Consider the following 14,189-nt stretch of genomic DNA (forward strand, 5'->3'; position numbering starts at 1 on the left):
CGATGACCTCGGCAATTTTTATTCCTGAGCTCGGTCATCTGGCGATGATTCTGGCGCTGTGTTTTGCGCTGGTGCAGGCCGTGGTGCCGTTGGTCGGTGCCTGGCGCGGCGACCGTTTCTGGATGAGTCTGGCCCAGCCATCGGCGTGGGGGCAGTTTGCGTTTCTGCTGTTCGCGTTCGGCATTCTGACTTACGCGTTCATGACCGATGACTTTTCCGTCGCGTATGTGGCGAACAACTCCAATACCGCGTTGCCGTGGTATTACAAATTCAGCGCGGTGTGGGGCGCCCACGAAGGGTCGTTGCTGCTGTGGGCGCTGATTCTCGGTGGCTGGACCTTCGCCGTGTCGGTGTTCTCCCGGCAGTTGCCGCAGGTGATGCTCGCCCGCGTTCTGGCGGTGATGGGCATGATCAGCACCGGTTTCCTGCTGTTCCTGATCCTCACGTCCAACCCGTTCAAACGCATCCTGCCGCAGATGCCGAGCAATGGCGCCGACTTGAACCCGTTGTTGCAAGACATCGGCCTGATCGTGCACCCGCCAATGTTGTACATGGGTTACGTCGGTTTTTCGGTGGCGTTTGCCTTTGCCATCGCGGCGTTGATGGGCGGTCGACTGGATGCCGCGTGGGCGCGCTGGTCGCGGCCATGGACCATCGTTGCCTGGGCCTTCCTCGGCATCGGCATCACCCTCGGTTCGTGGTGGGCTTATTACGAGCTCGGCTGGGGTGGCTGGTGGTTCTGGGACCCGGTGGAAAACGCTTCCTTCATGCCTTGGCTGGTCGGCACCGCGCTGATCCACTCGCTGGCGGTCACGGAAAAACGTGGTGTGTTCAAGAGCTGGACGGTGTTGCTGGCGATTGCCGCGTTTTCGCTGAGCCTGCTCGGTACGTTCCTGGTGCGCTCCGGCGTGCTGACTTCGGTGCACGCGTTTGCCTCCGATCCGGAGCGCGGCGTGTTCATCCTGATCTTCCTGTTGTTCGTGGTCGGCGGCTCGCTGACCCTGTTCGCCCTGCGCGCGCCAGTGGTCAAGAGTCAGGTCGGTTTCAACCTGTGGTCGCGGGAAACCCTGCTGCTGGGCAACAACCTGGTGCTGGTGGTGGCCGCGTCGATGATCCTGCTCGGCACGCTGTATCCGCTGATTCTCGATGCCCTGAGCGGCGCGAAGATGTCGGTCGGCCCGCCGTACTTCAATGCACTGTTCATTCCGTTGATGGCGCTGCTGATGATGGTGATGGCGGTCGGTGTGATCGTCCGCTGGAAAGACACCCCGGTGAAATGGCTGGCCAGCATGCTGACGCCAGTGCTGCTCGGCAGCGTCGCGCTGGCCGTGGTGGCCGGTGTTGCTTACGGCGATTTCAACTGGGCGGTGATCGCGACCTTCCTGCTGGCCGCGTGGGTATTGCTCGCCGGTGTCCGTGACATCGTCGACAAGACTCGCCACAAAGGTCTGATCAAAGGCTTGCCAACCCTGACCCGTAGCTATTGGGGCATGCAGATCGCCCACCTCGGCATCGCCGTGTGCGCGTTGGGTGTGGTGTTGTCGAGCCAGAACAGTGCCGAACGCGATCTGCGTCTGGCGCCGGGCGAGTCGATGGACCTGGCCGGTTATCACTTCGTCTTCGAAGGCGCCAAGCACTTCGAAGGGCCGAACTTCACGTCGGACAAAGGCACGATTCGGGTCATTCGTGACGGCAAGGAAATCAGCGTGCTGCACCCGGAAAAACGTCTGTACACCGTGCAGAACTCGGTGATGACCGAAGCCGGGATCGACGCCGGTTTCACCCGCGACCTCTACGTTGCCCTCGGCGAACCGCTGGACAACGGCGCGTGGGCGGTTCGGGTGCACGTTAAACCGTTCGTGCGCTGGATCTGGTTCGGCGGTTTGCTCACCGGGTTCGGTGGCTTGCTGGCGGCGCTGGATCGACGTTATCGGGTCAAGGTGAAAGCCAAGGTGCGTGAAGCCCTGGGCATGACGGGAGCGGCGGCATGAGACGTTGGTTGATGCTGGTGCCACTGGCGATTTTCCTGCTGGTGGCGGTATTTCTTTATCGCGGTCTTTACCTTGATCCGGCGGAACTGCCGTCGGCGATGATCAACAAGCCGTTCCCGGAGTTTTCCCTGCCCAACGTGCAGGGCGACAAAAACCTGACCAAGGCTGACATTCTCGGCAAACCGGCACTGGTCAACGTCTGGGGCACCTGGTGCATTTCCTGCCGGGTCGAGCATCCGGTGCTGAACAAACTCGCCGAGCGCGGTGTGGTGATCTACGGCATCAACTACAAGGACACCAACGCCGATGCCTTGAAATGGCTGGCCGAATTCCACAATCCGTATGCGCTGGACATCCGCGACGACGAAGGCTCGCTGGGGCTGAACCTCGGCGTCTACGGCGCGCCGGAAACCTTTTTCATCGACGCCAAGGGCATCATCCGCGACAAGTATGTCGGCGTGATCGACGAGCAGGTCTGGCGCGAAAAACTCGCCGCGAAATATCAGGCGCTGGTCGATGAGGCCAAGCCATGAAGCGCTTTTTAGCCGCTGCCGTGTTGGGCTTGAGTCTGGTCGGTGTGGCCCATGCGGCCATCGATACTTACGAGTTCGCCAAAGAAGGTGATCGCGAGCGTTTCCGTGAACTGACCAAGGAACTGCGCTGCCCCAAGTGCCAGAACCAGGACATCGCTGACTCCAATGCACCGATTGCCGCTGACCTGCGCAAAGAGATTTTCCGCATGCTCGGTGAGGGCAAGGACAACCAGCAGATCATCGATTTCATGGTTGATCGCTACGGTGATTTCGTCCGCTACAAACCGACGCTCAATGCCAAGACCGCACTGCTGTGGTTCGGCCCGGCCGGGCTGCTGCTCGGTGGTGTCGTGGTGATCGCGGTGATTGTCCGCCGTCGTCGCGGCCAGCGCGCCGAGATCCCGCAAGCGCTGTCCAGCGAAGAACGTCAGCGCCTCGACCAACTGTTGGATAAAAACCAAGAATGATTGATTTCTGGCTTGCCGCAGGGCTGTTGCTTCTGGTCGCCCTGAGTTTTCTGCTGATCCCGGTTTTGCGTGAGCGTCGCGCCCAGCGTGAAGAGGATCGTACTGCCCTGAACGTCGCGCTGTATCAGGAGCGCGTCGCCGAGTTGCAATCGCAACAGGCCGAAGGCGTGCTCGACGCGGCGCAAATGGACAGCGGTCGTGCCGAGGCTGCGCGGGAGTTGCTGGCGGATACCGAAGGGGTTGCCGCACCGCGTATCTCGAAACTGGGTAAACCGTTGCCGTTGCTGGCGGCGGTATTGGTGCCTGTGTTGGGTCTCGGTCTGTATCTGCATTTCGGTGCTGCCGACAAGGTCGAACTGACCCGCGAATTCGCCCAGGCACCGCAGTCGATGGAAGAGATGACCCAGCGTCTGGAACGTGCCGTCGCGGCGCAACCGGATTCTGCGGAAGGCCTGTATTTCCTCGGCCGTACTTACATGGCGCAAGAGCGCCCGGCGGACGCGGCGAAGATGTTCGAACGCGCCGCCAATCTGGCCGGTCGCCAACCGGAACTGCTCGGCCAGTGGGCGCAGGCGCAGTATTTTGCTGACGGCAAGAAGTGGTCGACGAAGATTCAGGCGCTGACTGACGAAGCACTGAAGGCGGATCCGAAAGAAGTCACCAGCCTCGGCCTGCTCGGCATCGCTGCGTTTGAAGGCGAGCGTTATCAGGAGGCCATCGATTACTGGAACCGCTTGCTGGCGCAATTGCCGCCGGAGGACAACTCCCGCGCCGCGCTGCAAGGCGGGATCAAACGCGCCGCCGAACGTCTGGAAGCCAGCGGTGGCAAAGTCGCTGAGGCACCGGTAGCCGCGAAAGCCGCGCTGTTGAAAGTCAACGTCGATCTTTCCAGCGAACTCAGAAGCAAAGTGCAACCGGGTGACAGCGTGTTCATTTTCGCCCGCGCCACCTCCGGTCCACCGGCACCGCTGGCCGCCAAACGCCTGACCGTGGCCGATCTGCCGGTTACTGTCGAACTGGGCGATGCCGACGCAATGATGCCGCAGTTGAAACTGTCGAACTTCCCTGAAGTCCAACTGGTTGCGCGCATCTCCCGCGCCGGCCAACCGACGGCCGGTGAGTGGGTCGGTCGCAGCGGCCCTCTGGCCAGCAGCACCACTGCGCTACAAAAACTGACCATCGACAGCCCGGACAAATAGCCGGACACAACAGGAAAGCACCGCCATGCACACCATCGCCCGAATCACAGTCCTCACACTGGCCCTGGGCTTGAGTGCATGTGCGGTGCAACGACCGGAACCGACCACCAATCTGCCGCCAATCCCACCGTCGCAGCCAAGCCCGACCCCATCGACTTCGCCGACCCCAGGTAAAAGCATCCCGGCAAAACCGGCCAAACCGGTTCCGCGCACCTCAGCCAGCTTCGCCCCACCACCGGGCGGCAATAGCCACTGGGATCAGAAACTCGGCGTCTACGTCCTCGACGACCAGACCAACACCTTCTACCGCCAGCGCACGTACTACCGCTGGAACAACGGCTGGAGCCGCGCCGTCAGCCCCAACGGCCCGTGGGAAGACACCAACATCCACGGCGTGCCTCCGGGGTTGGGTAAGCAGTTTGGGCAGTAAATGAAAACGGCGATCTTTGGATCGCCGTTTTTTTGTCTGTCGATTGCGTTGGTGATTTCACAGGATCGCGCGGTAGCTGCCGAGCGCTTGAATCGACTTCTTCAACCCCTGACGTTGCAGCAAACTCAGAAACGATTCGACGTCCATCGTGGGTGTTTTCAATTGTTTGCGTTGGTGCTGCGCGGCTGCGACAACGGCTGCCGAATCCAGATGAAACAGGTTTTCGACGAACTCATCCGGGTGTTGCGCCTCAATACCGAAAGGGGCGAGGTATTTGTCGGGAAAATCTTTCAAATTAAACGTCACGATCACGCCAGCATTGCAACGAATCGCTGCTGCCAGAACATGGCGGTCATCCAGATCGGGCAATGACAATCCACTGACCAAATTTTCATAGTCGTAGACGCAGGCATCGGGAATCGCCTGATCCATCAGCTCCGAGGTGCGATCCAATTGCTCGATTGTCAGGTCAGTGCGGTTCTTCAACAGATTGCGTTTCCATTCGCCGTGAATCTCCTTGGTCCATCGTGCCCGGAATAGCCCTGAGAGGGCTAACCACATCAAAAAGTCTCTCAATGGTGCTGGGTACAAAACACATGCATCGTATACAGCAGTGAAAGAGGAATGCCTCACTCGTAACCTGTCCTTAACGCTTGTGCCTGCTCTGCGAGAAGCATCATTGCCTGCTCGCTGGCGCTGTCACGCCGGGTCTTATAATCCATCAGATCGGCAAAGCGCACACGTCGGTGCTTGCCGGTTTTGTGGTAGGAAATCTCGCCACTTTCCAGCAGTTTAATCATGTGCGGGCGTGAGACGTTGAGCAGATCGGCTGCTTCCTGGGTAGTTAGTTGGGCGTGTATTGGCACGACTTTAACGGCGTTACCTTCTGCCAGCGCCGCGAGAATGTCGGCTAGCAGGCGCAACGCGGAGGTGGGCAACTCGACACGATGGGCTTCGTTCTGCTCATCGAAGATCTGGATGTGCTGGGTTTCGAATTGAGTTGCCAAGTAAGCGGCCAGGGCGCGTTGGCCTTCAATGGCTGCTTTGATCTCGCGTTCTACGGGGAGGTTGATGGGGGGATGAACAATGATCGACATGACTTTTCCGACATTTTGAATAAGGAATGTCGGAACGTTATTCGAAATAAACGAAGATCGCAATAAACGAAACGCTTGGTGTTGATGCTCGCTGTTCAGAATCCCCCTGCACAAACTCAACAAACGCCCGCGCCTTGGCGCTCGCCATTCTTCCCGTCGGAAATACCGCCCATAAGGCCGCGAGTCGAGCGCAGGAGCAGGCTGACGGCCAGGCGTTTTTCCAGATGCGCGATGGTTTTCGAGACGGCGGACTGACCGGTATTCAGGCGCCGGGCGGCGGCAGAAAACGAGCCGGTTTCGACGATGCAGACGAAGGTTTCCATGGCGGCGAGGCGGTCCATCAATGCTCCTTTAAAAGTCTGGAAGTTATGGTGGATCCCTGTGGGAGCGAGCCTGCTCGCGAAGCTTTTGCGGCCTTACGCCGTTGCCAATGAACTGCGCTGCGAAGCACTCAAAAACCGCAACAACGCCAGCAGCGGAAACACACTGCCGACAATCACGATCCACAACCAGCCGCCATGCTCATACACCGCACTGGCGACCGACGAGCCAAAGGCGCCGCCGATGAAGATGCTGGTCATGTACAGCGCGTTCAGCCGGCCACGGCTTTTTGCATCCAGCGAGTACACCGCGCGCTGGCCGAGGACCATGTTCATCTGCACGCAGAAGTCGAGCACCACGCCGGTCACGGCCAGGCCGATGACGCTGTAGGCGGGGTGGATGAAGGCGGGCAGGAAGCTCAGGCTGGCGAACAGCATGGCCAGCAGCGAAGCGATGCGGGTGTGGCCGGCGTCGGCCAGGCGTCCGCTGATTGGCGCAGCGATGGCACCGATGGCGCCGACCAGGGCGAAGATCGCGATCTCGCTTTGCGACAAACCATGGTTGCGTGCCAGTTCCAGCGGCACCGCGGTCCAGAACAGGCTGAACGTGGCGAACATGCAGCCCTGATAAAACGCCCGTTGGCGCAATACCGGTTGCTGGCGCAACAGCGTCCACAGCGAGCCGATCAACTGGCCGTAGGTGGCACTGTGATCCGGCTGGCGCTTGGGCACGGTCAGCGCCAATACCACGCTGATCGCCGCCATCAGTGCGGCAGCAATCATGAACATCGCGCGCCAACCCAAATGATCGGCGACCACGCTCGACACCGGCCGTGCCAGCAAAATACCCAGCAGCAGACCGCCCATGATCCCGCCGACCACCCGGCCACGGGATTCTTCCGGCGCCAGATGCGCGGCCAGTGGAATCAGGATCTGCACCGATACCGAACTGAAGCCCACCAGCAACGAAATCAGCAGAAACACATTCGGCTGATCGGTAAACGCCGCCGCCAGCAGGCTGGCAATCGCCACCACGGTGGTAATGATCATCAACCGGCGGTTTTCCAGCAGATCGCCCAGCGGTACCAGGAAGAACAGGCCCAGCGCATAACCGATCTGCGTCAGCGAGACGATGAAGCTGGCCATGGTGTCGGAGAGGCCGATGTCCGGCGCGATCAGGCCGATGATCGGCTGCGCGTAGTAGATGTTGGCAACGATGGCGCCGCAGCAGAAGGCGAACAGCAGCACCATGCCTCGGGTCATTGCGTGAGTGGTGGTGGTCATATCGTTTCTCGATCCAGCGAAAGGGATGCGGTGAGGCTAAGGATTAATCCGCAAGGGCAGAAGACGCCGGCGGTTGATATCAGTTATTCCGTTGCGCAATGACTGGCGGCTTTCAGCCTGTTGTCCATCGGCGGACCTTGCGTCCGACCGTCGGGGTCGATGATACATTCACTTACATCCTGTTCGATAGCGTGCTTATGTTTGCATCGGCTTGTTCAATCTTGATGACTGGAGGATTGCAATGTTTCGTCAAAGGCTTCACCACATAGCAACGATTGCCCTGATCAGCCTGCTGGGCGCGATGAGCGCGCAGGCCGCTGATGCTCCCGGCATGCGCATGGGCGTGCGCGGAGAGATCACCGGGGTCAGCGCCGACAGCCTGAAAGTCCACGTCAACAGCGGCGAGAACGTGGTGATTCAGTTGACCGGCGACACCAAGGTCCGCGCGGTCACCCTGGCCAATATCGAAGACATCAAACCCGGCAGCTACATCGGTTCGGCGGCGATACCGCAGGAGGATGGCACGCTCAAGGCGCTGGAAGTGCATGTGTTCCCGCCGGAACTGGCGGGTAGCGGCGACGGGCATCGGCCGTTCGATCTGGCCAAGGGCAGCAGCATGACCAATGGCAGCGTCGGCGATCTGGTGGTGAGCAACGGGCGGGTGCTGACGGTGAACTACAAGGGCGGGCAGCAGAAGATTCTGGTGCCGGAGGATGTGCCGATCGTCAATCTGCTGCCGGGGGATCGGAGTTTGCTGAAGGTTGGGGTGAAGATCGTTACGTTCGTCACGCAGAGTGCGGATGGCACGCTGACGGCGCAATCGATTTCTGCGGGGAAGGATGGGGTGACGCCACCGATGTAAAAGCCCCTCACCCTAGCCCTCTCCCGGAGGGAGAGGGGACTGATTGGGGGATGCTTGAGAGGTACACCGACCTGAACTTGCTTCAGTGAATCCATAATCGACTCGATATTTCAGGTCGATGTCTGACGCCAGACACCTCGGTCGGCCCCCTCTCCCTCTGGGAGAGGGCCGGGATGAGGGTAAAGCGGCCACAAAAAGGCGACCTTAGTAGGTCGCCCTTTCATACCTGCTTAAACCTTACTGCCCGCTATAAATCTGATCAAAAACCCCACCATCATTGAAGTGAGTCTTCTGCACCGTACGCCAGTCACCAAACGTCTTCTCAACCGACAAGAAATCAACTTTCGGGAAGCGATCGGTATACTTCGCCAACACCGCCGGATCTCGCGGACGCAAGTAGTTTGCCGCTGCAATCTCCTGACCTTGCGGCGACCACAGGTACTTCAGGTACTCATCTGCCGCCGCACGCGAACCTTTCTTGTCGACCACTTTATCGACCACGGAAACCGGTGGCTCCGCCTCAGCCGAAACGCTCGGATAGATCACTTCAAACTGATCACGACCAAACTCGCGGGCAATCATTTCCGCTTCGTTTTCGAAGGTCACCAGCACGTCGCCGATCTGGTTGGTCATGAACGTTGTGGTCGCTGCTCGGCCACCGGTATCGAGTACCGGCGCTTGCTTGAACAGTTTGCCGACGAAGTCTTTGGCCTTGTTCTCGTCACCACCATTCTTCAGCACATAACCCCACGCCGACAGGTAGGTGTAGCGGCCGTTACCCGAGGTTTTCGGGTTTGGCACGATCACTTGCACGCCGTCCTTGAGCAGATCCGGCCAGTCTTTCAGGGCTTTCGGGTTGCCTTTACGGACGATGAACACCGTGGCCGAGGTGAACGGCGCGCTGTTGTTCGGCAGACGCGTGACCCAGTTCTCCGGGACCAGTTTGCCGTTGTCGGCGAGGGCGTTGATGTCGGTGGCCATGTTCATGGTGATGACGTCAGCCGGCAGGCCATCGATCACCGAGCGCGCTTGCTTGCTAGAGCCACCGAAGGACATCTGCACGGTGATGTTTTCGTTGTGCTCGGCTTGCCAGTGTTTCTGGAACGCAGTGTTGTAGTCCTTGTAGAAATCGCGCATCACGTCGTAGGAAACGTTAAGCAGCGTCGGGGCTGCCTGAGCGATGTTGGCCAAGGCCAGGCCGGCGGCGAGAAGTGAGGCGCCAAAGAGTTTTTTCACTGCGCATTCCTTGTTTTATCTGTGTAGGAGCAGGGGGTGATGTTCAATTGCCACTGACTATAACGGGGCGCGCATAGTCGTTTAAAGATTAAAAAGCTCTGTGCTTATTCCAGTTTCTTGAACAACGCATTACCACATCGCGAGCAGAACGCCGCGCCGTGTTCGTGGCTGTTTTTCTTGCACACCGGGCAGTCGTGTTGCAGCTGTTCGCCGCGCATGGCGTTGGCCAGTTCAGCGGTGAAAATCCCCGTCGGCACGGCGATGATCGAGTAACCGGTGATCATCACCAGCGACGAAATCACCTGACCCAGCGGGGTCTTCGGCACGATGTCGCCGAAACCCACGGTGGTCAACGTGACGATCGCCCAATAGATGCCTTTGGGGATGCTGGTGAAACCGTGTTCCGGGCCTTCGATGACGTACATCAAGGTGCCGAATACCGTCACCAGCGTGCAGACACTGACCAAGAACACGACGATCTTCTGCTTGCTGCCACGCAGCGCCGACATCAAATAGTTGGCTTGCTTGAGGTACGGGCTGAGCTTGAGCACACGGAAAATCCGCAACATCCGAATGATCCGGATGATCAGCAGGTACTGCGCATCGCTGTAATACAGCGCGAGGATGCCGGGCACGATCGCCAGCAAATCCACCAGCCCGTAAAAGCTGAAGGCATAGCGTAACGGCTTCGGTGAGCAATACAGACGCAGGATGTACTCGCCGAGAAAGATGATCGTGAAGCCCCACTCGATGTAGGCCAGCACGTTCGCGTAGTTCTGGTGAATGCTGTCGATGCTGTCGAGCATCACGATCACCAGACTGGCGAGGATGATCAACAGCAGGATGCCGTCGAAGCGACGCCCGGCGCGGGTGTCGCTCTGGAAAATCATCACGTAAAGCCGTTCGCGCCAACTGTTGCTGCTGTCCATGGATAACGCCTGAATCGAAGATCAGCGCAGCCTAGGTTGATTCTCCCCGTGAGCGCAAGGCGCACGCTCGACGACGGCTTTGCCGAGCATCTGAATCCCGGCGCGGATCAGCCAGCCCGCGAGGATGAACGGCGCGGTCAACGTGGCGAGACCCACCGCTGCAAACAGCGGTGTAACCAGCAGCGCTAACACGATGCCGACCAGCGGTAGCCACGGTTGTTGGCGTTGCGCGGAGAAGGCGAGAGCGGCGAGCACGGCGTTATAGCTGCCGAGACCGAGCAAAGCGGAGCCGGTTTCTTGATGCAGCAGGCTGGAGCCGAGGCCGATCGCCGAGGCGAGCATTGCCCAGCAGAATGCGCGGCAATCAGCGATCAACAGACCGATGGCGATCAACGCGCCGGCCAGTGGATGACCAAGAAACATCACCTGGCCCAAACCACGCAGTTCAGCGGCGAGCAGGTTCAGCGTGTTCATCTCGATGTGTGCCATCGGCGTCGACGGTCCGGCGAACAACAGCAGGATCCAGCTCAGCGCCACGAACGGCGAGGTGTAGGCCGGAATCGAGCGGCTGCGGTACACATGTTTGAGCCATTGCTGCGTGACCATCGCGCTCAAGCCGCCAGCGGCAAGAATCAGCGGCGGCAGCATCGGCGACCAGGGGAAATACAGGCTCAGCACCAGGCCGAGCAAGATGCCGTTGTAGCTGAACAACCCGGCCTGGCGATCAGCCTTGGCGTAGTTGCGCCGCTGTGCAGTAAGCAGGCCGGCAACGGCACCGAGCAGCGCTCCGGCGAACAGCACCGGTGCTGTCAGCAGGATCGCCAACAGGCACAGCAGGCCGCACAGCGGATGGCGCTGGAGGAATATTTGACTGAAACCGTTGAGCAAAGCCTCGGCCCAGTCGGGGCAGTGGGTGTTGAAATGATTGGCAGGCATGGCAGGTCATTCGATACTGATCGTTCCCACGCTCTGCGTGGGAATGCCTCAAAGGACGCTCTGCGTCTGCTCTTGGGACGCAGAGCGTCCCGGGCCGCATTCCCACGCGGAGCGTGGGAACGATCATGGTGGGCGGTTAAATCAACGTTTCGATCCGCAGCGAGTTAGTCGATCCCGGCTGACCGAACGGCACACCGGCAGTGATCAGCAACGTGTCACCACGCTCTGCCATGCCTTGGGCCTGGGCGATTTCCAGGGCGGTCGAGCAGACTTCGTCAACCTGACGCAGGCGATCGTTGACCACCGAGTGAATCCCCCACGCCACGCTCAAACGCCGTGCGGTTTGCAGGTTCGGAGTGAGGTTGAGGATCGGCGCTTTCGGCCGTTCCCGCGCGGCACGCAGACTCGAGGTGCCCGATTCGCTGTAGTTGACCAGCACCGCCACCGGCAGCACGTTGCTGATACGCCGGATCGCGCAGCTGATCGCATCGGAAACGGTCGCTTCAGCCTTCGGTCGGCTGACGTCGAGCTGGGTCTGATAATCCGGACCGTTCTCCACCTGGCGAATGATCTTGCTCATCATCTGCACGGCTTCCAGCGGGTATTCGCCGGACGCGGTTTCTGCCGACAACATCACCGCATCGGCGCCCTCGGCCACGGCGTTGGCAACGTCCGTCACCTCGGCGCGGGTCGGGGCAGGGGAGAAGCGCATCGATTCCAGCATCTGCGTCGCCACCACCACCGGTTTGCCCAGTTCACGGCAAGTGGTGATGATGTTTTTCTGGATCTGCGGCACGCTTTCCGCCGGCACCTCGACGCCGAGGTCGCCACGGGCAACCATGATCGCGTCGCTCAGTTCAGCGATTTCGCGCAGTTGTTCAACGGCGGAAGGCTTCTCGATTTTCGCCATCAGAAAGGCTTTGTCGCTGATCAGTTCGCGGGCTTCGATGATGTCTTGCGGACGCTGCACAAACGACAGCGCGACCCAGTCCACACCCAGCTCCAGACCGAAGCTCAAATCGCGGCGATCCTTGGCGGTCAGCGGGCTGAGGTCGAGCACCGCTTGCGGCACGTTGACGCCTTTGCGGTCCGACAGTTCGCCGCCATTGAGCACGGTGGTGTCGATCGCATCAGCGTATTTGGTGACCACGCGCAGACGCAGTTTGCCGTCGTCGAGCAGCAGATCCATGCCCGCTTCCAGCGCCGCGATGATTTCCGGATGTGGCAGATTTACCCGGCGTTCATCGCCCGGCGTCGCGTCCAGATCCAGGCGGAAGGCCTGACCGCGGTGCAGTTGCACCTTGCCGTCAGCGAACTTGCCAACGCGCAGTTTCGGCCCCTGCAAGTCCATCAGAATGCCCAGCGGATAGTTGAGTTGGCGCTCGACTTCGCGGATCCACTGATAGCGCTTGGCGTGGTCGGCGTGATCGCCGTGGCTGAAGTTCAGGCGGAAGATATTCACCCCGGCCTCGACCAGTTCACGGATGTCTTCGATGCCATCGACAGCAGGCCCGAGGGTGGCGAGGATTTTGACCTTTTTATCAGGCGTCATGATTTGCAGCTCTCAAGGATCAGAATGGCGCGGAAGTCGTTGACGTTGGTGCGGGTCGGCTCGGTGACGATCAGCGCATCGAGCGCCGCGAAATAGCCGTAGCCGTTGTTGTTATCCAGCTCGTCGCTGGCGCTCAAACCGAGGGCGGCGGCGCGGGCGTAGCTGTCCGGGGTCATGATCGCGCCGGCGTTGTCTTCCGAACCGTCGATGCCGTCGGTGTCACCGGCCAGGGCGTAAACGCCGGGCTGGCCTTTGAGGCTGTCGGTGAGGCTGAGCAGGAATTCGGCGTTGCGCCCGCCACGGCCATTGCCGCGCACGGTCACGGTGGTTTCGCCGCCGGAGAGAATCACGCACGGCGCCGCCAATGGCTGGCCGTGATTGATGATCTGGCGGGCGATACCGGCGTGGACTTTCGCCACTTCGCGCGACTCACCTTCGAGGTCGCCGAGGATCAGCGTGCTGAAACCGGCCTGACGGCATTTCACCGCAGCGGCATCCAGCGATTGCTGAGGACGGGCGATCAACTGGAAGTGGCTGCGCGCCAGGCTCGGATCGCCGGGTTTGACGGTTTCCGATTCCGGACTTTGCAGCCAATTGCGCACGGAAGCGGGAATCTCGATGCCGTAGCGCTTGATGATTGCCAGTGCTTCGGCGGAGGTGCTTGGGTCGGCCACGGTCGGGCCGGAAGCGATGACGGTGGCGAGGTCGCCCGGTACATCGGAAATCGCGTAGGTATAAACAGTGGCAGGCCAGCAGGCCTTGCCGAGACGGCCACCCTTGATCGCCGAGAGGTGCTTGCGCACGCAGTTCATCTCGCCGATGGTCGCGCCGGATTTGAGCAAAGCTTTGTTGATCGACTGCTTGTCGGCGAGGGTGATGCCTGCGGCTGGCAACGCCAGCAGGGCAGAGCCACCACCGGAGAGCAGGAAGATCACGCGGTCGTCCTCGGTCAGGTTGCTGACCAGCTCCAGCACGCGTTTGGCCACGGCCAAGCCGGCAGCGTCCGGGACCGGATGTGCGGCTTCGACCACTTCGATTTTTTCGCACGGGGCGCCGTGACCGTAACGGGTCACCACCAGGCCTGTGACTTCACCTTCCCAGCAGCGCTCGACCACTTGCGCCATCGCGGCGGCGGCTTTGCCGGCACCTATGACGATCACCCGACCGGTACGATCGGCAGGCAAATGGGCTTCGAGGACTTGGTTCGGATGAGCCGCGTCGATGGCTGTGGCAAACAGCTCGCGCAGCAGTTGTTGCGGATCGACCGACATGGCGGGCTCCCGGAATTCTTGTTATTCGAAAGGGCAACTCGGACCCGAGCCTGCTCGCGAAGGCGGTGTGTCAGCCAACATG

Annotated in this window: 14 protein-coding genes and 1 pseudogene; 6 read left to right on the forward strand and 9 right to left on the reverse strand. The window is 60.3% G+C overall.

The genetic code is table 11. The annotated features are described in order from the left end of the window. Positions 1–2: 2 nt before the first annotated feature. The 5 genes from CKW17_RS11510 to CKW17_RS11530 are packed head-to-tail and all read left to right on the forward strand — an operon-like array spanning position 3 to position 4,620. Positions 3–1,991, forward strand: coding sequence for a heme lyase CcmF/NrfE family subunit (locus CKW17_RS11510; RefSeq protein WP_095119916.1), 1,989 nt, complete (start codon positions 3–5; stop codon positions 1,989–1,991). Continuing rightward, entirely contained in the window at positions 1,988–2,524 is a 537-nt protein-coding gene (locus CKW17_RS11515; RefSeq protein WP_095119917.1) for a DsbE family thiol:disulfide interchange protein, read from the forward strand. Before CKW17_RS11510 ends, CKW17_RS11515 begins: the two co-directional genes overlap by 4 nt. Then, positions 2,521–2,991: a cytochrome c-type biogenesis protein gene (locus tag CKW17_RS11520; protein WP_095119918.1), complete on the forward strand. Its 471-nt coding sequence runs from the start codon at positions 2,521–2,523 to the stop codon at positions 2,989–2,991. Before CKW17_RS11515 ends, CKW17_RS11520 begins: the two co-directional genes overlap by 4 nt. Next, positions 2,988–4,190, forward strand: a complete 1,203-nt coding sequence (gene ccmI / locus CKW17_RS11525; RefSeq protein ID WP_095119919.1) for a c-type cytochrome biogenesis protein CcmI — start codon at positions 2,988–2,990, stop codon at positions 4,188–4,190. Before CKW17_RS11520 ends, ccmI begins: the two co-directional genes overlap by 4 nt. Positions 4,191–4,215: 25 nt before the next feature. Continuing rightward, positions 4,216–4,620, forward strand: a complete 405-nt coding sequence (locus CKW17_RS11530; protein WP_095119920.1) for a hypothetical protein — start codon at positions 4,216–4,218, stop codon at positions 4,618–4,620. Between the two features lie 57 nt (positions 4,621–4,677). On the opposite strand, the gene CKW17_RS11535 is transcribed toward CKW17_RS11530, so the two are convergent. The 4 genes and pseudogenes from CKW17_RS11535 to CKW17_RS11550 form a co-directional block, all read right to left on the reverse strand. Next, positions 4,678–5,253: a PIN domain-containing protein gene (locus CKW17_RS11535; RefSeq protein ID WP_081498761.1), complete on the reverse strand. Its 576-nt coding sequence runs from the start codon at positions 5,251–5,253 to the stop codon at positions 4,678–4,680. Further along, positions 5,250–5,717 (reverse strand): helix-turn-helix domain-containing protein, encoded by a 468-nt coding sequence (locus tag CKW17_RS11540; RefSeq protein WP_095119921.1) that lies wholly within the window; start codon positions 5,715–5,717, stop codon positions 5,250–5,252. The genes CKW17_RS11535 and CKW17_RS11540 overlap by 4 nt, the downstream gene beginning before the upstream one ends. A 173-nt stretch (positions 5,718–5,890) precedes the next feature. After that, a pseudogene (locus CKW17_RS11545) lies at positions 5,891–6,058 on the reverse strand (LysR family transcriptional regulator); the annotation flags it as partial. 75 nt (positions 6,059–6,133) lie between these two features. Beyond that, a complete protein-coding gene (locus CKW17_RS11550) occupies positions 6,134–7,321 on the reverse strand; it encodes an MFS transporter (protein ID WP_095119922.1) in 1,188 nt (395 codons plus the stop codon). A 241-nt stretch (positions 7,322–7,562) separates the two neighbouring features. Here CKW17_RS11550 and CKW17_RS11555 point away from each other — a divergent pair, with 241 nt between their 5' ends. Continuing rightward, entirely contained in the window at positions 7,563–8,183 is a 621-nt protein-coding gene (locus tag CKW17_RS11555) for a DUF5666 domain-containing protein (RefSeq protein WP_095119923.1), read from the forward strand. Between the two features lie 237 nt (positions 8,184–8,420). Here CKW17_RS11555 and CKW17_RS11560 read toward each other — a convergent pair whose 3' ends face one another. The 5 genes from CKW17_RS11560 to CKW17_RS11580 form a co-directional block, all read right to left on the reverse strand. Continuing rightward, positions 8,421–9,419, reverse strand: a complete 999-nt coding sequence (locus CKW17_RS11560; RefSeq protein WP_038363913.1) for a sulfate ABC transporter substrate-binding protein — start codon at positions 9,417–9,419, stop codon at positions 8,421–8,423. Positions 9,420–9,523: 104 nt separating this feature from the next. Further along, complete coding sequence (locus CKW17_RS11565; RefSeq protein WP_038363916.1) at positions 9,524–10,348, reverse strand: ion transporter; 825 nt, start codon at positions 10,346–10,348, stop codon at positions 9,524–9,526. A gap of 21 nt (positions 10,349–10,369) precedes the next feature. Further along, positions 10,370–11,284: an urea transporter gene (locus CKW17_RS11570; RefSeq protein WP_095119924.1), complete on the reverse strand. Its 915-nt coding sequence runs from the start codon at positions 11,282–11,284 to the stop codon at positions 10,370–10,372. Between the two features lie 136 nt (positions 11,285–11,420). Beyond that, complete coding sequence (pyk, locus tag CKW17_RS11575; RefSeq protein ID WP_095119925.1) at positions 11,421–12,836, reverse strand: pyruvate kinase; 1,416 nt, start codon at positions 12,834–12,836, stop codon at positions 11,421–11,423. Then, on the reverse strand, positions 12,833–14,107 hold the full coding sequence (locus CKW17_RS11580; protein WP_095119926.1) for a glycerate kinase: 1,275 nt from the start codon (positions 14,105–14,107) through the stop codon (positions 12,833–12,835). Before CKW17_RS11580 ends, pyk begins: the two co-directional genes overlap by 4 nt. Positions 14,108–14,189: the final 82 nt, after the last annotated feature.

The sequence above is a fragment of the Pseudomonas sp. Irchel s3f10 genome, assembly GCF_900187515.1.
Classification (GTDB): Bacteria; Pseudomonadota; Gammaproteobacteria; order Pseudomonadales; family Pseudomonadaceae; genus Aquipseudomonas; species Aquipseudomonas tensinigenes.

Coding starts and splice junctions, on each gene's coding strand:
- pyk (WP_095119925.1), bottom strand. CDS start 12,836: ATGACGCCTGATAAAAAGGTCAAAATCCTCGCCACCCTCGGGCCTGCT.
- CKW17_RS11515 (WP_095119917.1), top strand. CDS start 1,988: ATGAGACGTTGGTTGATGCTGGTGCCACTGGCGATTTTCCTGCTGGTG.
- CKW17_RS11520 (WP_095119918.1), top strand. CDS start 2,521: ATGAAGCGCTTTTTAGCCGCTGCCGTGTTGGGCTTGAGTCTGGTCGGT.
- CKW17_RS11555 (WP_095119923.1), top strand. CDS start 7,563: ATGTTTCGTCAAAGGCTTCACCACATAGCAACGATTGCCCTGATCAGC.
- CKW17_RS11530 (WP_095119920.1), top strand. CDS start 4,216: ATGCACACCATCGCCCGAATCACAGTCCTCACACTGGCCCTGGGCTTG.
- CKW17_RS11565 (WP_038363916.1), bottom strand. CDS start 10,348: ATGGACAGCAGCAACAGTTGGCGCGAACGGCTTTACGTGATGATTTTC.
- CKW17_RS11540 (WP_095119921.1), bottom strand. CDS start 5,717: ATGTCGATCATTGTTCATCCCCCCATCAACCTCCCCGTAGAACGCGAG.
- CKW17_RS11580 (WP_095119926.1), bottom strand. CDS start 14,107: ATGTCGGTCGATCCGCAACAACTGCTGCGCGAGCTGTTTGCCACAGCC.
- ccmI (WP_095119919.1), top strand. CDS start 2,988: ATGATTGATTTCTGGCTTGCCGCAGGGCTGTTGCTTCTGGTCGCCCTG.
- CKW17_RS11570 (WP_095119924.1), bottom strand. CDS start 11,284: ATGCCTGCCAATCATTTCAACACCCACTGCCCCGACTGGGCCGAGGCT.
- CKW17_RS11550 (WP_095119922.1), bottom strand. CDS start 7,321: ATGACCACCACCACTCACGCAATGACCCGAGGCATGGTGCTGCTGTTC.
- CKW17_RS11510 (WP_095119916.1), top strand. CDS start 3: ATGACCTCGGCAATTTTTATTCCTGAGCTCGGTCATCTGGCGATGATT.